The organism is uncultured Lacinutrix sp. (genome assembly GCF_947500325.1).
Taxonomy (GTDB): Bacteria; Bacteroidota; Bacteroidia; order Flavobacteriales; family Flavobacteriaceae; genus Lacinutrix.
Genome location: NZ_CANMRQ010000005.1, coordinates 100,415 through 123,374, shown reverse-complemented (window position 1 = coordinate 123,374; position 22,960 = coordinate 100,415). Strand labels below are relative to the sequence as shown.

Below are 22,960 nucleotides of genomic sequence, written 5' to 3'. Positions count from 1 at the left end.
GAATGAGCTGGATAAAAGTAATACCATATAGTGAGGCAAAATCACGTTTAAAAACCATTTATGATAAAGTTAAAGGCCCAAATAATAATGTAGATAATATATTAGCAATACATAGCTTAAGACCACACTCTTTAATTGGGCATATGGCATTGTATAAAAATGTACTGCATAACTCTAATAATACCTTACCAAAATGGTATTTAGAAACAATAGGCGTTTATGTAAGTTATTTAAACAAATGTAGCTATTGTGTAGATCATCATTTTGCTGGATTAAGTCGTTTGTTAGATAACGATGATAAAAGTAAAGCTATTTTTAAAGCTGTTGAAATTGATGATTTTAAAGCGTGCTTAAATGAAAAGTATATGGAAGGATTACAATATGCTAAACTATTAACCTTAGAACATACTAGTATTACGGAGTCTAATATAGAAAAACTTAGAACTGCTGGGTTTACTGATGGCGAAGTATTAGAACTTAATCAAGTTGCTAGCTATTTTAATTATGTAAATAGAACTGTTTTAGGTTTGGGTGTTAATACTAAAGGTGATATTATTGGCTTATCTCCTAATAATAGTGATGACCCAGATAATTGGAGTCATTCATAGAGTAATAAAAAAGAGGAAGCTATAAAGGCTTCCTCTTTTTTATTACTCTTTATTCTTGGTTTAAGCCATAACGTCTTGTTTTTTTATCTTTCTATATGTAAAAGAATTAAAAATATTTCGTTTTCCAAAACGCGTTTGCTTATCACTTTGAGAAAACTTGATATAAAGTGCTTTATTTACACCAAAATATTCGTAAGTATTACCATCTAAGAAAGTAACTTCTAGTAATAATCCCTTATGCTGCCAGTCCATTATAGTAGTGTTAATAGTAGAATTGTATTCATCTAAATTAGCTGTAATAGTTTCAGGAGCAATACTTACTAAAAAATGATAACCATCAATAATTTTACGACTTACAATTTCTGCTTCTTGAGCCTTAGCATCGTTATCTTGAAATTTATCTGGATGCCACTCTTTTACTAAATTTCTATAGGTTGTTTTTAGACTTTTTAAAGTCATGTCTTTCTCTACATTAAATAGCTTTTTGTATTCGTTTATGCGCTTCATTATCAATGATTTTTTATAATAGTGCGCGAAAGTAGGCTTTTGTTTTGGATTGGAGGTTAGAATGTTAGCTTAAGTTCGATTTTTTGAATAAACATATTGAAGTAATCTAATATAAAAATAGTTGCAAATAGTATTTTAGAAATTAGTGTTTTTTTTAAGAAATATTTTTCTAATTATATTTTTGGCCATTTCCATGCGTGCCATACAATTAATGATGTAATAACACTTTCTAGAATTGCTAGGAAAACATAAAAACTATACCAAGCCGTTAATGAATTGACGGCAATTAATAACATCATTAAGGTAAATAATAATCCAAAAATAATATTTAACCATCTATTAATTTTTGGTTTTAAAAGAATAGATAAGGCAACCATTACTGAAGGTATTGCTAAAACTATTGAAGCAATAAGTAATTTTGTGGGACTATCTAATATATTTATACCACTTAATAAACTGTTTACTTTTTCTGGAACATATAACTCAAAATAGTCTCCATATAGATAGCAAAATATGGTAGATGTCCATAACGCTGATAGTTTAATTTTGATATTAACTTTTGGGTTTTCTAACATTTTATTCTATTTAAATGGTGTTTAGCTTATCTATTTATATAGACGTAAAAGAAGACAATATGGTTGCCTGACTTTTAATTACATCAATAAATTAAAATAGTATAATGCGAAAATTTCTAATCTATATAGTCATATTTATTTTAAATAAAGTCAAGACATTAATAAAGGAGAATATTGGACTTTTTCTTAATTTCGCGCTTTCAAAAAGTACGATATGATTACAGTAGATGGTTTAGCAGTAGAATTTAGTGGCACCACTTTATTTAGCGAAGTTAATTTTGTTATTAATCCAAACGATAAAATTGCTTTAATGGGTAAAAATGGCGCAGGAAAATCTACAATGATGAAAATTGTTGCTGGAGAACAAAAAGCAACTAGAGGAAAAGTAAGCTATCCAAAAGAAACTGTAATTGCCTATTTACCACAGCATTTATTAACTGAAGATAATTGTACAGTTTTTGAAGAAGCTTCTAAAGCGTTTAAGCACATTTTTAAAATGCGTGATGAAATGGAGGCTTTAAACAAACAACTGGAGACAAGAACAGATTACGAGAGTAATGAATACATGTCTATTATAGAAAAAGTAAGCGAACTTGGGGAGCAATACTATGCTATAGAAGCTATTAATTACGATGCTGAGGTAGAAAAAGCTCTAAAAGGATTAGGTTTTAAACAAGCAGATTTTACTAGATTAACTAATGAATTTTCTGGAGGTTGGCGTATGCGTATTGAATTAGCCAAAATCTTATTACAAAAGCCAGATTTGATATTATTAGATGAGCCTACTAACCACATCGATATAGAATCTGTGATTTGGTTGGAAGATTTTTTAGTAAATAAAGCTAATGCAGTAATGGTTATATCGCATGATCGTGCGTTTATAGATAATATTACTAATCGTACTATAGAAGTAACTATGGGACGTATTTACGATTATAAAGCGAACTATTCTCATTACCTACAATTAAGAGAAGAACGAAGAACACATCAAATAAAAGCATACCAAGAACAGCAAAAGTTTATTGCAGATAATATGGCCTTTATAGAGCGTTTTAAAGGCACGTTTTCTAAAACAAACCAAGTGGCTTCTCGTGAGCGTATGTTAGAGAAGTTAGAGATAATAGAAGTTGATGAAGTAGATAATGCAGCATTAAAATTAAAATTTCCACCAGCACAACGTTCTGGTGATTACCCAGTTATAGTTGAAGAGTTATCTAAAAGTTACGGCGAACATGTTGTCTTTGAAAAGGCGAGTTTCTCAATTGCTAGAGGAGAGAAAGTGTCTTTTGTAGGAAGAAATGGTGAAGGTAAATCTACTATGATAAAATCTATTTTAGGAGAAATAGAAGTAGAAGGTAAGTGTGGTTTAGGTCATAATGTTCAAGTTGGCTATTTTGCTCAAAACCAAGCAGCTTTATTAGATCCTGACTTAACCATATTTCAAACAGTAGATGAGGTTGCTAAAGGAGATGTAAGAACGCAGATTAAAAATATTTTAGGACGTTTTATGTTTAAAGGCGATGATATAGATAAAAAAGTATCAGTATTATCTGGTGGAGAAAAAACAAGGTTAGCGATGGTGAAACTATTATTAGAACCGGTAAATTTGTTAATTCTTGATGAACCTACAAACCATTTAGATTTAAAATCTAAAGACGTTTTAAAAGAAGCTCTTTTAAGTTTCGATGGCACACTTATATTAGTGTCGCACGATCGTGATTTTTTACAAGGTTTATCTCAAAAAGTATTCGAATTTAAAGAGCAACGTGTTATAGAACATTTCGAAACTATTGATGCTTTCTTAGAGCGTAATCGTATTCAAAGTTTAAAGGCTATAGATTTAAATTAAGACTACTAGCTATACATTTTGACAAAACCCGTCAATTCGATTAAATTATATGAATACAATGATTAAAATTTGTATCGAGAATAAAGGTTTTAACTTAAAATTTACTCTCGATAAGATTCTGTACTAAATAGTTATCGCTACAAAATCACTCAAACTGACATTTACTTCTATTAAATCTAAAAATTTGCATAATTCAATAATGTAAAGTATATTTGTCATTATGTAAATTAAATTTTACTTTATGTAAAGTATACTTATTAATTAAAATTTGAGATTATGACTTTAAAGAATATCGCAGAATGTGAAAGAAAACGATTTAAAAAGCTTCAGAATTTAACACTACCTAATGCTTTTAAAAAAACAGGAATTGTTATAACATTTACAACTTTTGCAATATTAATTGCATTGCGATTTATTGATAATGAACCTGAAATTTTAAGAGATATAGTTAAGAAAATAATGATTGCAGGAATGTTATTAATAACAATTTCTCAAGATGTAGAAGTAGATGAGTTAACAGAGAAATTAAGACTTCAAGCGTTTCAAATGGCATTTGTTGTTGTTGTAATTTATGCTTTGGTTCAACCTTATATAACGTATTTAATAGCTACTTTAATAGGTAAGGAAAATAAAGCAGACTTTTTACAGTTAGGAGATTTTCAATTGTTGTTTTTTATGTTACTTATTCAAATCTGGTTTTATTGGTTACTTAAAAAAATGAGATAATGCAAAATACTATAAAAGTAGAACGTGCTATTTTAAGCATAACTCAAGATGAATTAGCAAAAAAAATTGGTGTTTCTAGGCAGACTATTAATTCTATTGAAGCCAATAGATATGTGCCTTCAACAGTTTTAGCTTTAAAATTATCGCAGGTATTTAATAAGCCTATAAATGATTTCTTTTCACTTACTGAAGAAGATTAAATAAGATTTGGTATAAATTATAAGCCAATTTTATCTTCAATCCAGTCTGCAGTTCTTTCTATAAATCTTGGAGGATTAAAACGATAACCAAAGTATATGCTTGCATAACTTTTATCGTTCACAAAGTTTCTTTCAACATTTTCTTTAGCAGCGTTAGAATCGAAATTAAATTTGGCTCCAGCACTTATATCATTTGAAGTATAACCAAACTGTAGACTTAAGTTTAGTGCTTTAGTAATAAATGTATCTTCGGTTTCAATACCACTTATTTTTTCTTTTGAAAACCGTACACCTAATGCTGGCGCAATAGATGATGATATAAACCAACGTTCTTTAATAACCCAAGTATAAAAATAACTAGGTGTTATGGCGATATCAAAATTATTTTGTTCGTATTTTCCATCTTCAACAAAGTCTGATAATCTATTAGAACCATAATTTATACTAGGAACAAAACTACCTTCGCTTATTACTTGCCATTCGTTAAATGATAACAAATGCTTTAAAGAGAAATCAGGATTAAATATATAAGAAGTACTTCCAGTCCAATTTGTGGTTTTAAAATGGGGAAATTGAGCAACAGGTTCTCCTATATTAAAATCATCTTGATAAAAACCTTGAACTTTTCGATATTCTATAGTTTGAAACCACTGGTTATAAAACAATCTTAGCTGCGCATTTCTAAATTTAGATTTAAAATTGCTATTTCCAGAATTTGGAGAAAATCCAATGCTTAAACCTAAGAACTTATAATTCCCTGAGAGTTTAATCTTATAAGTATTATTAGCTTCAATTATAGTAGATTCATCATCGTCGTTAATTAAAAATGATTCACTTTGTTTAATTAAATTAGCTCTTATCAATAATTTATCTGAAAATTGAACAATAGAACGGCTGTTTTTTTCTTGACTATATAGACTTGAGTAAACACATAAAAAGAGTAGTAGGAGACTGTATTTCATTAATTGTTCATTTGTAATTTTAACGCAGTTAGCAGTTAAATGTTGTTTTGTAAAGATGTACAATTTACTCATTGATAAATTTAATTTCCAATATTTATTATTTATTATCAGTTCGAGTGATTTTTAATAAAAAATCGTATCGAAAACATATTTCAACATAAAATTCACTCGAATTGACGAAATTTTGTAAAGATTTAGAGCAAATTAATTAAATCTTTTAAACCTTCAGTAGCCGTTTTAGATATCACCGTTAATTTTGTAGAATTATTTACAGCTGGATTTGGATCAATAAAATATGTATGTACATGTTCTGGAACATAATCTTTTAAACTTGCAGCTGGATACACTTGCATAGAAGTACCAATAATAACTAAAATATCTGCACTTTTACAGATGTCTATAGCGGTATCAATCATTGGTACAGCTTCACCAAACCAAACAATATGTGGACGTAGTTGATGACCGTTTTTATCTTTATCGCCAAGATTTAAATCTTTATCCCAATAATACACATTCTCTTCTTTTAATATACTTCGTGCTTTAAGTAATTCACCATGTAAATGAATAACTGTGTTGCTTCCTGCACGTTCATGTAAATCGTCAACATTTTGTGTAACAATACTTACCTTATAATGTTCTTCTAAAGCTGCTAAATCAAAATGTGCGCTATTGGGCTTAACGTCTAATAACTGTTTACGGCGTTGATTATAAAATTCTAAAACCAATTCTGGATTATTTAAAAAACCTTCAGGAGAAGCAACCTCCATAACATTATGTCCTTCCCACAAGCCATTGGCATCTCTAAAGGTTTTTAATCCGCTTTCGGCACTCATTCCTGCGCCAGTTAATACAACTAGATGTTTCATGCTTTAAAAATAATCTTTAATTTTGAATTCTATGGTAGATATTAAACTCTTAGAGCATTTAGAAACTTATTTAACAGAACATCGTCTAGAACGTTTTCATAATGTGCTGTCACAAAGAACAAAACATTTTACAGTAGCTACTGAAGATGTTTATCAATTACATAATACAAGTGCAGTTATACGTAGTTGTGATGTGTTTGGAATACAGGAAATTAATATTGTAGAAGAGATTAATAGTAAACGTATTGATAGAGAGATTGCAATGGGAGCTCAAAAATGGGTAGATTTAAATAGATACCATTCTATTAAAGATTGTATAACCGATGTAAAGTCAAAAGGCTATCAAATTGTTGCTACTACACCGCATACAGATGATTGTGAACTTCATGATTTCGACGTTACTAAAAAGTCTTGTTTTTTCTTTGGAAGAGAGACTGAAGGTTTATCTCAAGAAGTTTTAGACGAAGCCGATGTGTTTTTAAAAATCCCAATGGTTGGTTTTACCGAGAGTTTAAATATATCTGTGTCTGCAGCAATTATATTACAACATGTTACTACAAAACTCAAAAAAACTGATATTTCTTGGCAAATAACTGAAAACGAATCACTTGAAAAGCGTTTTGATTGGTGTAAAAAGACAATAAAAAGCTATCAAGACATTATTGGACGGTTTTACGAAAGCAAAAAATAACTATATTTAGGTCTACAAAAATCGTCGTTATTATGCTTATTTTATATGTTTTTTTAGGAATTATAGTGCTGTTCATTCTTTTAACTTTAATTGCGCCAAAAGAATTTAATGTTAGTAGGAGTATTGTTATTAATAAACCTTTAGCTGAAGTATTTCTGTATTTAAAATTTATAAAGAACCAAGATAATTGGTCGCCATGGAAACTTAAAGATCCAGATATGAAACAAGATTATATTGGTACAGATGGAGAAGTAGGTTTCATTGCAAAATGGGAAGGCAATAAAGATGTAGGAATTGGAGAACAAGAGATTATAAGAATTACAGAAAACGAAAGTATAGAGGCTCAATTACGTTTTTATAAACCATGGAAATCACAATCTGATGCTATTACTAAAGTAGAAGATCTTGGTGATGGACAAACAAAAGTGACATGGGGATTTAAAGGAGAAAGTAAACCACCATCAAATGTGTTTTTCCTGTTTTTTAATATGGATAAAACTGTAGGGAAAGATTTTGAAGAAGGTCTTACAATGTTAAAACAAGTTTTAGAAAAATAATTATTATGGAAGCTAACTTAGTTAGCTGGTTTGAAATACCAGTTTTAAATATGGATAGGGCTAAAGTATTCTATGAAGCCGTTTTTAATATTAATGTTACTGTACAAGATTTTGAAGGTACATTAATGGGATGGTTTCCAATGCATGAGAAAAACCCAGGAGCATCTGGCTCATTAATTTATAATGAAGCATATATACCAAGCGAAACAAAAGGAGTGATGGTATATTTTAATTCAAATGATATTACTAAAGATTTAAAAAATGTTGTAAAATATGGAGGGAAAGTGCTTCAAGAGAAAACACAGATTTCACCTGAAATTGGTTATATGGGAGTATTTATAGATTCTGAAGGTAATAGAATTTCTTTATATACTAATGCCTAATTAGATTCGCTTTTTCTTATTTCTACTTAAAACTTTGTATTCTTCATAGCATTGGCTAATAGCATCTAGCATTTGTAGATCGTTTGCACTATTTATAAACTCTTTAGAATAGTTACATTGAGAAACAATTTCTTCTAAATCTACTTTGTTAACGTTAAGTAAAACCATAAGCATTTCACGATCAAAACGTGACGCTAATAATGCTCTAACTTCGTCATCTTGCTTTACTTTTTTAAGTTTTCTTAGCTCTTTTCCTTTTCTTCCAAAAGTATTGTATAAAAAGTCTAGCGGATTAAAAATAGAGCCTATAACCTTACTTATTTTATTTGGAGATTTATTATTACCGGCTTCATAACCAGTATTTAATCCAGCAATTTTGTATCTAAAATTATCGTTGACTTGCACTTGTTTAATATCAACTTCTAAATAACCAGTTAATTTTAATTCACTAACAACAACTTCCTCAAGTGCTAATGCTAATTCTGTTAATGTAATTTCAGAACTACCAAATTTTAGCCAATCATTAGTTACTCTAACTTTTATAGACTTATAACCTATATACGATAAGTGAAGTGTATCGTTAACTTTTGCTTTAATTTTAAACTTACCCTCTTGATTTGTGGTGGTTCCTATTACTGTATTAATATTTACAATATTTACACTTTCTAAAGGAGTATTAGTAATAGCATCAATAATAACACCTTCAGCTTGAGTAGGATCCACTTTGCTTTCTTTCTCTTGTGCAAAGCAAAAAGTGAAGCTGAAAAGGAAGAAAAATAAGATTGTAAAATATTTCATATTGCTATTAAGAACTATAAAAGTACTAAAAATTGTATTTAGTACTTTTATAAGTCTCTTTTTTGACTAAAAATTAACACAAAAGTTTAATTTATCGTCTAGAGCGTCTTGGTCTAGAGTGTGTTGTTTTAAACTCACTCTTATCTCTATCTCCACCATCGCTTCTTCTAGAACGAGATTTTGAGTTGTCATCGTTATTGCGTCTTCTGTCTCCTCTATTATCGTTAGAACCTTCGCTACGTCTTCCTCGTCTTTCATTGTTTCTTCCACTAGAGCGTCTATCTCCACGTCTTTTATCTCCATCTCTACGTCGTCCACCACCAGATCTTCCACGACCACGACCACCACGATTAGGTTTGTCTTCAGTGATTTCTACATTTACAAAACGACCGTTATATTTAAAGTCTGTAAAGAAAGCTAATACTTTTTCTTGATGTTCTTTTTCTGTATTAAAGAAAGAGAATGTGTCTTTACAATCTACTTTAAAAACATCATCACGACCTAAACCTAATTGTTCTTTTAAGAAATCTTTTAGTTTCATCCAGTCGAAACCATCTTTCTCACCAACATTAATAAAGTAACGTGCTGCATTTCCGCTAGAGGTTCTACCTTCACGATTTGGATCTCCAGCTGCAACATTTAAGTCTTTTGCTTTTTGATAGTAATTAAAGAATCTTGTAAATTCTACAGAGAAGAACTTTTTAATTAATTCGTCTTTTGAAGTGTCTTCAAAAAGCCCATTAATCTCTTCTAAGTATTTATCTATTTCGTGATTAATTTCTGTATTATGAATTTTATTTGCAAGAGACATTAGTTGTACTTCGCAAATTTCCATTCCATTAGGAATTTCTTTTAATTCAAATTTCTTATTAATGATACGTTCAATACTTTTTAATCTACGAACCTCACTTTTAGAAACAATAACCATAGAAACCCCAGTTTTACCAGCACGACCTGTTCTACCAGAACGGTGCGTATACGTTTCTATTTCATCACTTAATTGATAGTTAATAACGTGAGTTACATCGTCTACATCAATACCACGAGCGGCAACATCTGTTGCAACAAGCATACGTATTTGGCGTGTTCTAAATTGCTTCATCACAATATCACGTTGATTTTGACTTAAATCACCATGTAAAGCTCCTGCGCTGTAACCATCTTCAATTAAATTTTCAGCAACTTTTTGTGTATCTCGTTTAGTACGACAAAATACTACCGAAAAAATATCAGGATTTGCATCTGCCAATCGTTTTAATGCTTGGTAGCGATCACGTGCGTTTACTAAATAATATTCATGAGAGACATTACTTGTACTTTCGTTTTTATGTCCAACCGTAATTTCTTGTGGTTCAACCATAAAGTTCTTTGCGATTCTTGCCACTTCTTTTGGCATAGTAGCAGAGAATAACCAAGTGTTTTTATCGTCTGGAGTACCAGAAAGAATATCTGTGATATCTTCCTTGAAACCCATGTTTAACATTTCGTCTGCTTCATCTAAAACCGAATATTGTATTTTAGTGATGTCTACTAATCTACGACTAATCATATCTTTCATACGACCAGGAGTAGCAACAATAATTTGTGCGCCACGTTTTACTTCACGTGCTTGGTCTGTAATACTAGAACCGCCATATATAGCGACAACATTTAAGCCTTTAAGATGTTTACCATAAGCTTTCATTTCGTTTGCAATTTGCAAACATAACTCACGAGTAGGAGACAAAATAAGGCCTTGAGTAGTTCTACTATCTACATCAATTTTTTGTAGCATAGGGAAACCAAATGCAGCAGTTTTACCTGTTCCTGTTTGTGCTAAAGCGACTAAATCTGTCTCTTCGTTTAATAAAATTGGGATTGCTTTTTCTTGTACTTCAGATGGTGTTTCAAAACCTAAATCTGTAATACCTTGTAATAATAGATCATTAAGACCTAATTCTTGGAATGTGCTCATTCTTTGTTATGTATTTCAATGTCATTCTATTTGGTGTTACATATAGAAGCGCATTGAACATACTTAACCTAAAACTTCTAGTAACACATCCTCACTCTGAGGAGTAGTAAACGCTTGTGCGTTTTTCAAGGTGCAAAGGTACAATTAAATATTAGATATTCAATTTGCATTGTAAACATTTGATATAAAGCGTCTTATAAGGTGTTTAGAAACTCAACTAACTCTTGTACAGCTTTACCACGATGTCCAATCTTATTTTTTAAATCTAAATCCATTTCAGCAAAAGTTTCATTATAGTTATTTGGTGAAAAAATAGGATCGTATCCAAAACCTTTTTCACCTCGTTTATCTTTAGTTATTTCGCCTTTACAAATGCCAGTAAAAGTTTCTATTTTTTCATTTAAATGTAATGCAATAACAGTTTTAAATTGTGCTTTTCTATTTTCCTTTTCTTTTAATTTCTCTAAAAGTAAATTCATATTGTCATTAGCATCTCTTTGTGGACCAGCATAACGTGCAGAATAAACACCAGGTTCGTTATTTAAACTTTCTACTTCTAAACCAGTATCATCTGCAAAGCAGTCGTAACCATAATGAGCTTTTACATATTCAGCTTTTTGTATAGCATTGCCTTCTATGGTATTTTGAGTTTCTGGAACGTCTTCAAAACAACCTATATCTTTTAGGCTTAATAATTCAATATGAGTGGGTACTATACTTTGTACTTCTTTTAACTTATTTAAGTTATTTGTAGCAAAAACAATTTTCATGAGTTCTTTTTTTTCGAAATCAAAAATAAGTTATTGTAAACTCAAAAAAGTTGTATATACAACTTTTTTGAGTTATATTTGAATGTATGAAAACAATAAATGAATTTCCAAATATTCAAAGTTGCAATCCTAGATCTTGCATTTCTATGAAAATGATGAAATGCAATAGGATAGTGAGTAATGTGTTTAGAAAATATTTGAAACCTTTTGGAATTACAAATAGCCAGTTAAGTACATTATTTGTTATAACTAAAGCTAATAATCCTACACAAAAACTATTGTCTCAAATGTTATATATGGATAAATCGTCTGTGAATAGAAATTTAAAACGATTAATTGATAATGGTTATGTTGCAAAACTTAACATTCATGATTTACAAACTACAATTAAAGGAAAAGAACTATTAGAACAAGTGATTCCGCATTGGGAAAAAGCAATGAAAGACATTAGAGAAGAATTAGAAGATGAAGGTGAATTGGCTTTAAATATGGTACTACAAAAACTAACTTAAACTAAAGAAAATGTTACTAAAAGCAGCTTATATTTTATTAACAATTATTATCATTCTTATTATTATCAATATTGGGTTTAAAACTATAAACAAAACATTCTCAGAAAAAGTAGTTGTAAAGAAAAAGAAAGTAACGCTAGTAACAGGTTTGTTACTATGGCAACTTTATGTTTTTATAGTAGCATCTTCAGGTGTTTTAGAGACCTACGATTTACCTCCTAGATTTCCTATATTTTTAATATTGCCAGCTTTTCTGTTTACAGCTATTTTTATTTATAAAAACAGAAATAATGCTTGGATTCAAAATATAAACCCAAAAGCTTTAATCTACATACAAACATTTAGAGTTTTGGTAGAAACCATTTTTGTGTTTTCTTTGAGCGCAGGAATTTTACATAAAAATGTAACAATAGAAGGCTACAATATGGACATGATTTTTGCATTTACAGCTCCAATTGTAGCTTATTTAGCTTTTAATAAGCTATCTAAAAAGTTTGTTGTTTATTGGAATTACTTAGGATTATTAGTTTTAGCTTCTGTGATTTTTGTATTCGTTTCAAGTATTTATATACCCGAAATATATAGTGCTAATATACCATTGATTCCTATGGAAGCGGTAAAATATCCATATCTGCTAGTTGCTGCTTTCTTAATGCCTTTCGCTGTTTTTATACATGTATTATCTATAGTACAATTAACTAGGAAGACAATATAGTTTTTATTAGTATTAGAGTTTATTTGTTTCAAATAGTAAAAATAAATTGTTTTCTATTTAATTATATTTGAAACGGAAACTGTTTATATATGCCCATAACCATAAATTTTTTAACAAACTTTGATAATGAAATACTAACATTTTACGGATGGTGGCAATTTGCAGTATGTTTATTTGCTTTTATAGCATTAATGTCTATTTGGTGGCATATTGGTAAGAAACAAAAAGATTTTGGACAAGTTTGGTTGGCTTTATCAATACTTTGTTGGAGTTTTTCAGGAGCATTTGAGATTTATTTTGCACAAAAAAATGAAGCTTCAGTAGTTATAATAGAAGGTTGGAGAAGTGTTTGGTCGCTTTTAAATAGTCTATTTATTTTATTAGCGCTGCCTTGGTTTAGATATTTACCTCAATCTATTGAGCATATTATTAAATCTAAATATTGGATTTACATTGTAGGTTTGCCATTTATCTTTTCAATTTTGCCAACACTTAGTCGTATGGTTTCTGGTAAGGTTATTACCATGATTAATGAGTTAGATGTATACTATGCCATTTTTACTTTAGGTTTTTTAGGTTATGTATTATGGGAGTCGTTTTTAAAAAGAAGGCTCAAAGCTTTAGCGTTTTTGTCTCTAGTTTGTATTCTAATAGTATTAGTGGCACAAGTCTATAAATTATTTGGAAACTCAATAAATTTAACTTTGTTCTCTGCTATTTTTAAAACATCATTAATCATGATATTTTTTGCTTTAGCATTAAGTTGGGTTAAGGAATTATCTGAAAATATTGTTCCTAGTTATAAAGAGTTAAGAGTTCGTTTTCAAAAAAGTAAATTGCCAAATGGTAAATACGTGAATCATGTTTTTTTTAAGGGATTTCCTGGCCTAGAAACTCGTAAGGTTAAATTAACACCTGCTTTATTTGAGCTTTTTGAAAAATTTGCAAAACGTAGAATAGAAGATGAAGATAATTGGTTAGAAATCAAACCTAAAAACTTTAATCTTGGTAATAGAACATTCGATATTAATGATTACAACGAGGTAAAACGATTGCTAACAGCATTACTAGATGGGCTCTTTGGAAAAGATAATTGGACAGCAGAACATCACTTAAATCCATTAAAAAGCACACTTTTTGAAATGTCTGAAAAACGAGATCGTAAAATTCGTTTAAAAATCCCTAAAGAAAATATTTCTATATAATATAGGTGGTGTTACCAATTTGTCTGTAGTAGACTTACTGACAAATATTACTTTTTTCTGATAATAACACTCATTAAGTATTCAAATTTACACTTTGCTTGAAAATCATAAAAACCAAATTATGGCTTCGAGACAAAGTTTTTTTATTACAATTTTATTTTTTATTCCATTCATCAATCATGCCCAATCAAAAGGATTAGACGAACAGATTAATGACGCTTTTATGCCTTTCGCTACATGGTGGGAATCTTTTGTGCTTTCTCCAATTACCATTTATGGATATAATATTCCAATTGTTTTAATACTATTACTACTTGGAGCCTTATTTTTTACTTTTTACTTTGGGTTTATTAATGTAAAACATTTTCCTACTGCAATACAAGTAGTTAGAGGGAAATATGATGCTTTAGAGGTACAACAAGTAGAAATGAAAATTAATGTTCATTCAGTAGATGGAGATATTGTGGATACTATAAAGGATGAAAGTCATCATGGAGAAGTGAATCATTTTCAGGCACTGGCAACAGCTATTTCTGGTACTGTAGGTTTAGGAAATATAGCTATGGTTGCAGTGGCTATTTCTATTGGTGGTCCAGGAGCAACTTTTTGGATGGTAATGGCAGGTCTTTTAGGAATGTCATCAAAATTTGTAGAATGTACATTAGGTGTTAAGTATAGAGAAATAGATAAAGACGGTCATGTTTTTGGCGGACCAATGTATTACCTATCTCAAGGGCTTAAAGAAAAAGGCTTTACTGTACTTGGAAAAATATTAGCTGTAAGCTTTGCTGTTTTATGTGTTGGAGCTTCATTTGGTGGCGGAAATGCATTTCAAACCAATCAAGCAGCAGCGCAAATTATTAGTAGATTTGGAATTGAAGGATCTGCATCTGGTAGTATTATAGGATTAATATTTGCCATTTTTGTAGGTATAGTAATTATTGGAGGTATAAAACGCATTGCTAAAGTTACAGAGAAAGTTGTACCATTAATGGCTGTGCTATATGTGGCTTCTGCATTATTTATTATTTTTTCGAATTTTAGTTTTGTAGATGATGCTATTAACTTGATAATAACTGAAGCTTTTACACCTAAAGCAACAATTACAGGTGGTTTTATTGGTGTTATGATTCAAGGGTTTAGACGTGCTGCATTTTCAAATGAAGCTGGAGCTGGTTCTGCAGCAATAGCACATTCTGCTGTTAATACAAAATTTGCCGCCTCTGAAGGTTTAGTAGGGTTATTAGAACCATTTATAGATACTGTGGTAATTTGTACTATGACGGCAATAATTATAGTCATGTTTAATATGGATGGTGTTTTTGTGTATGGAGACGTTATCAATGGTCAAGCTTTAATGGCTGATGGTTCTAGACTTGGAGGCGTTAATTTAACGTCTATGGCATTCGATAATGCGATTCCTGGTTCTTCCTATGTTTTAGTAGTTGCCGTTACTTTATTTGCATTTTCTACTATTTTATCTTGGTCTTATTATGGATTGCAGTCATGGAAATATTTATTTGGAAGAGGAAAACTTATCGATTTATCTTACAAAATTATTTTCCTAATATTTACTGTTCTTGGTGCTGCTATTACATTAGACGCCGTAATAAAATTTTCTGATGCTATGATACTAGCTTTAGTGTTTCCAAATATGATTGGATTGCTATTTCTTTTCCCTAAGGTTAGAAAAGAATTGAAAAAATATTTAAAAGCAATTAAAGGTATAAAAACTGTAAAGACTTCTTAATTATCGATGATGATAAGGTTCATTCTTTAAAATAGTAAAACCACGATACAATTGCTCAATAACAAAAAGCCGAACCATTTGATGAGAAAAAGTCATTTTTGAAAGCGATACTTTTCCTCTAGCTTTATTATATACATCTTGGCTAAATCCATATGGACCACCAATAACAAATACTAATTGCTTTATACCAGAATTCATGTGTTTTTGAAGATAATTAGAGAATGCGACACTATCAAATTGTTTGCCGTTTTCATCTAATAGAATTAATACATCTGTATTGGAAAGCTTAGCTAGAATTAAGTCGCCTTCTTTTTGTTTTTGTTGTGCCTCACTTAAGTTTTTTACATTCTTTATATCTGGAATGACCTCTAGGTTAAACTTAATATAAAAGCCTAACCGTTTAGTATATTCATCCATTAAAGCTTGTAATTGCTTATTGTCTGTCTTACCTATGGCGAGAAGTTTAATTGTCATGTAGCAAAGTTACAATTTCAGAATTACGATTTTACATTTTTTTTAATTCTAATTCATTATGTGCTTGTCGTAATTCATAAATCAATTTCTTATTTTAGCATTAAACTAATACCTAATGATAAGTAAAGTACAATTTGATAAAGAAATAGAATTAATAATTACTAATGCCATACGTGAAGATGTTGGAGATGGAGATCATAGTTCACTGTCTTGTATTCCAGAAACTGCTATGGGAAAAGCTAAGCTTTTAGTTAAAGACGAGGGCATTATTGCAGGAGTAGAATTTGCTAAACAAGTATTTAGTTATGTAGATCCTAATATGTCTGTCGAAACGCTTATAGAAGATGGGAGCAAGGTGAAATATGGAGATATTGTATTTTATGTTACTGGTGCTTCTCAATCTATTTTAAAAGCAGAACGTTTAGTTTTAAATGCTATGCAACGTATGAGTGCGATTGCTACTAAAACAAAGACATTTGTTGATTTGTTAGAAGGTACTGGAACAAAAATTTTAGATACACGTAAAACAACTCCAGGTATTCGTGCCCTAGAAAAATGGGCAGTAAAAATTGGAGGTGGAGAAAACCATAGGTTTGCCTTATACGATATGATTATGCTTAAAGATAATCATATAGATTTTGCTGGCGGATTAACAAATGCTATTAATAAAACAAAACAATATTTAAAAGACACGAATAGAGACTTAAAGATTATAGTGGAAGCTAGAGATTTAGGTGAAATAGACGAAATTTTAAAGTCTGATGGCGTTTATAGAATTCTTATAGATAACTTTAATTACGAAGATACCAAAGAAGCAGTAAAACGAATAGGAGATAAGTGTTTAACAGAAAGTTCTGGAGGTATTAATGAAAAAACAGTTAGAGATTATGCGCTTTGTGGAGTCGATTATATTTCTTCTGGAGCATTAACACATTCTGTTTACAATATGGATTTAAGCTTAAAAGCCGTAGATTAGTAATCTAACTAATTTTTAAATCTAAAGAAACCAACTAATTTAAATAATAGTGTCTCAAGAAATAGAAGCTAAATTAGCTAAAATACCAGTGGTCAATTTATTGGTAAAGCTACTAACCAAAATAAAACTTCCAGGTTTAGAAGGTTTATCGCTATACGATTTATTGGAGCTTTATGTTATTGGTATTGCTAAAGGAGCATTAGGTTCTAGAGCAAGTGCCATTGCTTATAGTTTTTTCATGGCATTGTTTCCTTTTTTGTTATTTCTATTTGTTGTTATTCCTCATATACCAATAGAAGATTTTCAAACCGATTTTTTAGCCTTTTTAGAGTCCTTTTTGCCACCAACTACTACAGAGTTTTTCGATGACAATATTTTTAAAAATATTAATAATAGTAGTGGATTAATTTCTACTGTATTCGTTGCTTCTATTTTTTTAATGACAAACGGAGTTAATGCGTTATTTTCAGGATTTGAAAATTCGTATCATGAGCAATCAACAAGGAATGTTGTTAAGCAATACATTTATGCATTAGGAGTTGCAATAATTCTAGCTTTTTTATTGATACTCACAGTTGTTGGACTTGGCTATTTTCAAATTTATGTAGTAGATAATGTTTTGGTTATGTTAGACGATTATGGCTATGATACAAAGCGAGAAACAGATTTTTGGGCTAGTCTTGCACAGTATGCCTTTTTTGTAATTATGTGTTATTTGGCTACTGCTACTTTATATTATTTTGGAACAAAAGAAGGTAGGCATTCTAAGTTTTTCTCTGTTGGCGCATTATTTACAACTTTGCTTATTATGTTAAATTCCTTTTTATTTGGATTATATATAGAAAATTTCGCACAGTATAATAAACTATATGGGTCTATTGGAGCGTTACTAATATTAATGTTTTATTTATGGCTTAATGCAAACCTATTATTATTAGGTTTCGAATTAAATATGTCATTAAAACGATTAAAACAACAGCATCATAACAATGAATAAATCACTATTAATCTTACTTTTTTTAATTTCATTTTCAGGATTTTCACAAACTATTTTCGGGAAATGGAAAACAGTAGACACAAATGATATTGAGAAATCTATAGTAGAAATTTACCAAGTAGATGGAACTGTTTTTGGTAAAATATCGGAGGTGCTTTTAGAGAAAGATAAAAATTCCAAATGTACCGATTGTAAAGGAGAAGACTATAACAAACCAGTTCTTGGGATGACTATTATAAAAAACTTAAAAAAACGCGGTGACTATTATAAAGATGGCACTATAGTAGACCCTAATAATGGTAAAGTTTATAAGTTAAGATTGTGTCTTGATGAAGATAATAAAGACATTTTAATTGTTCGTGGATACATAGGTTTCTTTTACGAAACACAATACTGGAAGCGCGTAATTGAATAACTTTTAAAGTTATTCAATTCTATTATGTAACGACTGAAAACAGAATACCAAATTGTGAATCATTTTATAGATGTCATACTACTAATTCCTTTAGAGAAATTATTTACATACAGTATTACTGAGGCTGAATCTAAATTTTTAAAACCAGGTATGCGAGTATCTGTACCTTTTGGGAAAACTAAAATTTATACTGGATTAGTAGCTAATGTTCATACTAAAGCACCAACCATATACGAAGCAAAAGAGATACATCAAATTTTAGATGAAACACCGATAGTTAATACAATACAATTGCAATTGTGGCAATGGATTGCTAAATACTATATGTGTACTATTGGAGACGTTATGCGCACAGCATTACCTAGCGCTTTTATTCTTGAAAGTGAAACACTTATAAGTAGGAATTTAGATAAAACTATAAGCGATAAAGATTTAAAAGATGATGAGTTTTTAATCTATGAAGCATTGCATCATCAGTCATCATTAAAAATCCATGAAATTTCTAATATTTTAGATAAAAAAAATGCCCTTCCAGTAATCAAGCGATTAATTGAAAAAGAAGTCATTATTTTACAAGAAGAAATTTATGAAAAGTATAAACCTAAATATGTTCGTTATGTAAAATTACAACCTGAATATACATCAGAAGTTGGTTTACATCAATTATTAGAAGACTTAAGTAGAGCTGAAAAACAGAGACAAGTAGTGATGACATTGTTTTCTATTTCGGCTAAAACTAAAAAACCAGTAAAGGTTAAAGCATTAATTAAAGAAAGTGGTACATCTTCAGCAATTGTAAAAGCATTAATAGATAAAGGTGTTCTTGAAGAGTATCATATTCAAACAGATCGTGTACAATATGAAGGTGAAGATAATGAAGCCTCAAAACAACTTAATGAATTTCAAACAGAAGCACTAAATCAAATACAAGATACATTTAAAACCTATAATACAACACTATTACACGGTGTGACTTCTTCTGGAAAAACAGAGGTATACGTTAAGCTTATAGAGGCTATGATAGCTAGTAAAAGACAAGTATTATACTTATTGCCTGAAATAGCTTTAACAACACAATTAGTTAAGCGTTTGCAAAATTATTTTGGAGAGCAAGTAGCTGTTTTTCATAGTAAATATTCTGCTCACGAACGTGTTGAAGTGTATAATAATGTCTTAAATAATTCGGTAAAAGCTAAAATTATTTTAGGTGCACGTTCTTCTATATTTTTACCTTTTAATGACTTAGGGTTAATAATTGTAGACGAGGAGCATGAACAATCTTTCAAGCAATTTGATCCTGCACCACGCTATCACGCAAGAGATACAGCTATTGTTTTAGCTAATATGCATAAAGCAAAAATTCTATTAGGAAGTGCAACACCTAGCCTAGAATCTTATCATAATGCTAAGGAAAACAAATATGGATTTGTTGAAATAAATAGACGGTATAATAATGTTCAATTGCCAGAAATAGAAATTGTAGACATAGCAGATAAGCATAAGAAAAAGAGAATGAAAGGCCATTTCAGCGATAGGCTAATAACAGAAATTACCGAGACTTTGGAAGAAGGACATCAGGTTATTTTGTTTCAGAATCGTAGAGGTTATTCTCCAATTGTAGAATGTAATACATGTGGCGAATCGCCACAATGTCCTAATTGTGATGTGAGTTTAACTTATCACCAATACCGTAGTCAGCTACGATGTCATTATTGTGGGCATACTATTGCTATGTTGCAAAAATGTATGGCTTGTGGTACAGCTGGTTTAGATAGTAAAGGTTTTGGTACAGAACAGATAGAAGCTGAGGTGAAAACGATATTTCCAAATTATAATGTTGCGCGTATGGATTTAGATACTACTCGTGGTAAATATGGTTACGAGAAAATAATCACGGCATTAGAACAACAAGAAATAGATATTTTGGTAGGCACGCAAATGCTAACTAAAGGTTTAGATTTTAGAAATGTAAAGCTAGTAGGTATTATGAATGCAGATAATATGCTAAACTTTCCAGATTTTAGAGCACATGAACGTAGTTTTCAATTAATGTTGCAAGTGTCTGGTAGAGCTGGCCGAACAGAAAAACGTGGTAAAGTACTAATTCAAACGTATAATCCATATCATAAAATAGTACAGCAAGTCTCTACAAACGATTATAAGGGTATGTTTGAAGAACAATTACAAGAGCGTTACAATTTTAAGTATCCACCATATTATAGATTAATAAAAATAACATTTAAACACAGAGATTATAATAGAGTAGAGCAGGCAAGTGATTGGTTTGCAAAATCACTTCGACAAGTTTTTAAATCTAATGTTTTAGGACCAGAATTTCCACCAGTATCACGAATAAGAAATTTATACCTTAAGAATATATTGATTAAAATTCCACAGAAACAATCTTTAGGAAAAACAAAAGAAGCCATACGAAAAATTAATAACAGTTTTGAAGCTGTTAAAGATTTCAGGTCTGTTCGTGTGATTATTAATGTGGATAATTATTAATAGATTATCCTATTGCTTTTTTTAGTTGGTAAAAGAAACGTTCTATTAATTTTAAATCTTCAGTTATAATATTTGCTGTTCCTCTCATTTCTTGTTTAAAAAGGATTGTTTTTCCATATGTAGTTTTAAGGTCTTTTGGTAATTCAACATCTATTAGATAATTATTTTCTTGATCAGGAATAAGTGAGATAGATTTTACTTTTCCATTAAGTTCTCCGTATTCATCAGAAGGATAATTTAATAGCTTAATTTGTACTTTTTGACCTGTCTTAATTTTTCCTGAATTAACTATAGGAGCCTTAATTTTACCAATAAAAGATTCGCTTGTATTGGGGATAATAGTAAAAATTAAATCTCCATTCTTTACAGTTTGATTTTTGTTCCAAAATGAAAGATATGACACTTTTCCATTAATAGAAGAGATTAAAGCATATTGTCTCTCCCATTCTTTTATGGCTCTTTTTAAATTTAGAAAAGATTGAATTGCTTTTTTCTTTAATCTAACCTCATTCTGGGTTTTTTTTATAGAAGTTCCTTTTATATTTTTATTAGAGTTATTTATTAGGTCTCGCATTTGGGATATAGATGAACTCATGTTTTGATATGATCGTTTTGCCTGAAGAAAACTTATTTCCTTTTTATCTAGCTCATTTTCTGCGATAATACCTTTCTTGAATAGTTTTTCGCTTCTTTCTAAATCTTTTTCTTTGAACTCTAATTCTTTTTTATTTAAGTCCTTTTGATATAGTAAATTTTGTAACCTTCCTTTTGCTTCTAGTACAGACATAGTATTAGCAAAAGTTTCAGGTTCGTAAGGTGTTAATTCTTTATTTAATTTATAATCTGAATAGCTATTCTCAAATTGAGAAAAACTAGTATTTATATCTCCTAATGCTAAAGGAGTAAGTTGATCTAAAGGAAAAGAGAAGCTTTCATCATGATAATTAATAGAATCAACAATACTTTTTAATAATAAAACGTCTTTATAGAAGGCACTATTTTCTATAACAGCTAATACTTGGTTCTCTTTAACTTTTTCACCTTCACTAGCTAAAAATACTTCGAATTGCCCTATTGATTTTGTATATATTTTTTCTGGAGGTAAAGCTGTAGTTATCATTACTTGAGACGATATTACATCTGGATATTTAATAAACCAAGAAATAAGCAATAACATAATAATAAGTACTAGTATAAGAGTATTACCATACCTAATCATCCAATTGGGAACTTTAGTAAGTATTTCTTGAACTTCTTCGCTTCGTATTTCTGTATTTTGAATAGTATGTGGCATAAATTAAAGATTTAATAAGAGCACGTACTAACCGTGCTCTTATTGTTTTACAATTATATAATGTCTACACTAATACAAATACCAGTTCGCCCCATCCAAGGTTCGCAAATGTGATGAAGATCACAGTGTCCTCCAGGATTATTGCAAAATGTTATTTCGCCACCATTTATTGTTTTTAATTCAGCCTTGTTTAAAGCTTTTCCAATATTTAAAATTGATTTTTTCATTTTAAATTCTTTTAAAAATTAATAAGATTCTTAATTTTTTTAAAGACACTCAAGAATTGTGTCTATTTAGCTATCTATAAAATAGATTAGCAAACAACTAGACTAAGCATCTAGTTGTTTGTTTTTAGTTTTCTAAAATTGATTAAAAGAGATATCACCTTCACAGCTTGCATGTGTTAATAAACCGCAAGTTGATGCACCGGGATAATCATCCATTCGCCCACAAGGTAAACAGCCAGGAACTGGACCAAAGCATAAGTTGTATTGGTGGTAGTATGCACAAGCTGAGCCTCCATTAATTTGTTTTTGTTCTACTTTGTTTAAAGCTTTTCCTAAGTTTAAAATTTGTTTTTTCATAATTTAAATAATTAATAAAGTTGATTTGTATCCTTGAATTTTTTAGAGACACTCAAGTTTTGCGTCTATTCCTCGCGAGAGAAT

The 22,960-nt window shown here is 30.0% G+C and carries 26 protein-coding genes; 15 read left to right on the top strand and 11 right to left on the bottom strand.

Features of this window, described 5'->3' with window-relative positions:
• The first annotated feature begins 2 nt into the window (after positions 1–2).
• Positions 3–608, top strand: coding sequence for a carboxymuconolactone decarboxylase family protein (locus Q0997_RS08555; protein ID WP_299887418.1), 606 nt, complete (start codon positions 3–5; stop codon positions 606–608).
• Positions 609–668: 60 nt separating this feature from the next.
• Here Q0997_RS08555 and Q0997_RS08550 read toward each other — a convergent pair whose 3' ends face one another.
• Together Q0997_RS08550 and Q0997_RS08545 are read right to left on the bottom strand one after the other, a co-directional pair.
• Positions 669–1,115 carry a KTSC domain-containing protein gene (locus tag Q0997_RS08550; protein WP_299887416.1) on the bottom strand — a complete coding sequence of 149 codons (447 nt, stop codon included), beginning with the start codon at positions 1,113–1,115 and terminating at the stop codon, positions 669–671.
• A 173-nt stretch (positions 1,116–1,288) separates the two neighbouring features.
• Positions 1,289–1,690, bottom strand: a complete 402-nt coding sequence (locus Q0997_RS08545) for a DUF6326 family protein (RefSeq protein ID WP_299887415.1) — start codon at positions 1,688–1,690, stop codon at positions 1,289–1,291.
• Between the two features lie 214 nt (positions 1,691–1,904).
• On the opposite strand from Q0997_RS08545, the gene Q0997_RS08540 reads away from it, so the two are divergent.
• The 3 genes from Q0997_RS08540 to Q0997_RS08530 all read left to right on the top strand — a co-directional run bounded on the left by Q0997_RS08540 (position 1,905) and on the right by Q0997_RS08530 (position 4,465).
• Positions 1,905–3,539: an ABC-F family ATP-binding cassette domain-containing protein gene (locus Q0997_RS08540; protein ID WP_299887413.1), complete on the top strand. Its 1,635-nt coding sequence runs from the start codon at positions 1,905–1,907 to the stop codon at positions 3,537–3,539.
• Between the two features lie 276 nt (positions 3,540–3,815).
• Positions 3,816–4,265 (top strand): hypothetical protein, encoded by a 450-nt coding sequence (locus Q0997_RS08535; RefSeq protein WP_299887411.1) that lies wholly within the window; start codon positions 3,816–3,818, stop codon positions 4,263–4,265.
• On the top strand, positions 4,265–4,465 hold the full coding sequence (locus tag Q0997_RS08530) for a helix-turn-helix transcriptional regulator (protein ID WP_299887409.1): 201 nt from the start codon (positions 4,265–4,267) through the stop codon (positions 4,463–4,465). Before Q0997_RS08535 ends, Q0997_RS08530 begins: the two co-directional genes overlap by 1 nt.
• A 17-nt stretch (positions 4,466–4,482) precedes the next feature.
• On the opposite strand, the gene Q0997_RS08525 is transcribed toward Q0997_RS08530, so the two are convergent.
• On the bottom strand, positions 4,483–5,427 hold the full coding sequence (locus Q0997_RS08525) for a DUF4421 family protein (RefSeq protein ID WP_299887408.1): 945 nt from the start codon (positions 5,425–5,427) through the stop codon (positions 4,483–4,485).
• A 194-nt stretch (positions 5,428–5,621) separates the two neighbouring features.
• On the bottom strand, positions 5,622–6,293 hold the full coding sequence (locus Q0997_RS08520) for an NAD-dependent deacylase (RefSeq protein ID WP_299887406.1): 672 nt from the start codon (positions 6,291–6,293) through the stop codon (positions 5,622–5,624).
• 31 nt (positions 6,294–6,324) lie between these two features.
• Here Q0997_RS08520 and Q0997_RS08515 point away from each other — a divergent pair, with 31 nt between their 5' ends.
• From Q0997_RS08515 to Q0997_RS08505, 3 genes are read left to right on the top strand one after another with little or no spacing between them, the layout of a single operon-like run.
• On the top strand, positions 6,325–6,984 hold the full coding sequence (locus tag Q0997_RS08515) for an RNA methyltransferase (protein WP_299887404.1): 660 nt from the start codon (positions 6,325–6,327) through the stop codon (positions 6,982–6,984).
• Between the two features lie 32 nt (positions 6,985–7,016).
• A complete protein-coding gene (locus Q0997_RS08510) occupies positions 7,017–7,541 on the top strand; it encodes an SRPBCC family protein (RefSeq protein WP_299887403.1) in 525 nt (174 codons plus the stop codon).
• A gap of 5 nt (positions 7,542–7,546) precedes the next feature.
• Positions 7,547–7,924: a VOC family protein gene (locus Q0997_RS08505; RefSeq protein WP_299887401.1), complete on the top strand. Its 378-nt coding sequence runs from the start codon at positions 7,547–7,549 to the stop codon at positions 7,922–7,924.
• Here Q0997_RS08505 and Q0997_RS08500 read toward each other — a convergent pair whose 3' ends face one another.
• The 3 genes from Q0997_RS08500 to Q0997_RS08490 all read right to left on the bottom strand — a co-directional run bounded on the left by Q0997_RS08500 (position 7,925) and on the right by Q0997_RS08490 (position 11,446).
• Positions 7,925–8,722 (bottom strand): carboxypeptidase-like regulatory domain-containing protein, encoded by a 798-nt coding sequence (locus Q0997_RS08500; protein ID WP_299887399.1) that lies wholly within the window; start codon positions 8,720–8,722, stop codon positions 7,925–7,927.
• Between the two features lie 91 nt (positions 8,723–8,813).
• Positions 8,814–10,676: a DEAD/DEAH box helicase gene (locus tag Q0997_RS08495; RefSeq protein ID WP_299887397.1), complete on the bottom strand. Its 1,863-nt coding sequence runs from the start codon at positions 10,674–10,676 to the stop codon at positions 8,814–8,816.
• A 194-nt stretch (positions 10,677–10,870) separates the two neighbouring features.
• Positions 10,871–11,446, bottom strand: coding sequence for a non-canonical purine NTP diphosphatase (locus Q0997_RS08490; RefSeq protein WP_299887395.1), 576 nt, complete (start codon positions 11,444–11,446; stop codon positions 10,871–10,873).
• 86 nt (positions 11,447–11,532) lie between these two features.
• Here Q0997_RS08490 and Q0997_RS08485 point away from each other — a divergent pair, with 86 nt between their 5' ends.
• The 4 genes from Q0997_RS08485 to Q0997_RS08470 all read left to right on the top strand — a co-directional run bounded on the left by Q0997_RS08485 (position 11,533) and on the right by Q0997_RS08470 (position 15,628).
• The gene (locus tag Q0997_RS08485) at positions 11,533–11,958 is read left to right on the top strand and encodes a MarR family winged helix-turn-helix transcriptional regulator (protein ID WP_299887393.1); all 426 of its coding nucleotides are present in this window, start codon (positions 11,533–11,535) and stop codon (positions 11,956–11,958) included.
• 10 nt (positions 11,959–11,968) lie between these two features.
• A complete protein-coding gene (locus Q0997_RS08480; RefSeq protein WP_299887391.1) occupies positions 11,969–12,673 on the top strand; it encodes a hypothetical protein in 705 nt (234 codons plus the stop codon).
• Between the two features lie 89 nt (positions 12,674–12,762).
• The gene (locus Q0997_RS08475; protein ID WP_299887389.1) at positions 12,763–13,878 is read left to right on the top strand and encodes a hypothetical protein; all 1,116 of its coding nucleotides are present in this window, start codon (positions 12,763–12,765) and stop codon (positions 13,876–13,878) included.
• A gap of 121 nt (positions 13,879–13,999) precedes the next feature.
• Positions 14,000–15,628, top strand: coding sequence for a sodium:alanine symporter family protein (locus Q0997_RS08470; protein WP_299887386.1), 1,629 nt, complete (start codon positions 14,000–14,002; stop codon positions 15,626–15,628).
• Here Q0997_RS08470 and rlmH read toward each other — a convergent pair whose 3' ends face one another.
• Positions 15,629–16,102, bottom strand: coding sequence for a 23S rRNA (pseudouridine(1915)-N(3))-methyltransferase RlmH (gene rlmH, locus Q0997_RS08465; RefSeq protein ID WP_299887384.1), 474 nt, complete (start codon positions 16,100–16,102; stop codon positions 15,629–15,631).
• Between the two features lie 115 nt (positions 16,103–16,217).
• Between rlmH and nadC the strand changes: the two genes are divergently transcribed.
• From nadC to priA, 4 genes are read left to right on the top strand one after another with little or no spacing between them, the layout of a single operon-like run.
• Positions 16,218–17,078, top strand: a complete 861-nt coding sequence (gene nadC / locus Q0997_RS08460; protein WP_299887382.1) for a carboxylating nicotinate-nucleotide diphosphorylase — start codon at positions 16,218–16,220, stop codon at positions 17,076–17,078.
• A 49-nt stretch (positions 17,079–17,127) separates the two neighbouring features.
• Positions 17,128–18,075: a YihY/virulence factor BrkB family protein gene (locus tag Q0997_RS08455; RefSeq protein WP_299887380.1), complete on the top strand. Its 948-nt coding sequence runs from the start codon at positions 17,128–17,130 to the stop codon at positions 18,073–18,075.
• Positions 18,068–18,490, top strand: coding sequence for a DUF2147 domain-containing protein (locus tag Q0997_RS08450; RefSeq protein ID WP_299887377.1), 423 nt, complete (start codon positions 18,068–18,070; stop codon positions 18,488–18,490). Before Q0997_RS08455 ends, Q0997_RS08450 begins: the two co-directional genes overlap by 8 nt.
• 54 nt (positions 18,491–18,544) lie before the next feature.
• On the top strand, positions 18,545–20,998 hold the full coding sequence (priA, locus tag Q0997_RS08445) for a primosomal protein N' (protein WP_299887376.1): 2,454 nt from the start codon (positions 18,545–18,547) through the stop codon (positions 20,996–20,998).
• A gap of 4 nt (positions 20,999–21,002) precedes the next feature.
• Here the strand turns inward: priA and Q0997_RS08440 are convergent, their stop codons facing one another.
• From Q0997_RS08440 to Q0997_RS08430, 3 genes are all read right to left on the bottom strand, one after another.
• Positions 21,003–22,292, bottom strand: coding sequence for an HlyD family efflux transporter periplasmic adaptor subunit (locus tag Q0997_RS08440; RefSeq protein WP_299887375.1), 1,290 nt, complete (start codon positions 22,290–22,292; stop codon positions 21,003–21,005).
• A 53-nt stretch (positions 22,293–22,345) separates the two neighbouring features.
• Positions 22,346–22,519, bottom strand: a complete 174-nt coding sequence (locus Q0997_RS08435; protein ID WP_299887372.1) for a hypothetical protein — start codon at positions 22,517–22,519, stop codon at positions 22,346–22,348.
• A 132-nt stretch (positions 22,520–22,651) separates the two neighbouring features.
• Positions 22,652–22,876, bottom strand: coding sequence for a hypothetical protein (locus Q0997_RS08430; RefSeq protein WP_299887369.1), 225 nt, complete (start codon positions 22,874–22,876; stop codon positions 22,652–22,654).
• Positions 22,877–22,960 lie beyond the last annotated feature (84 nt).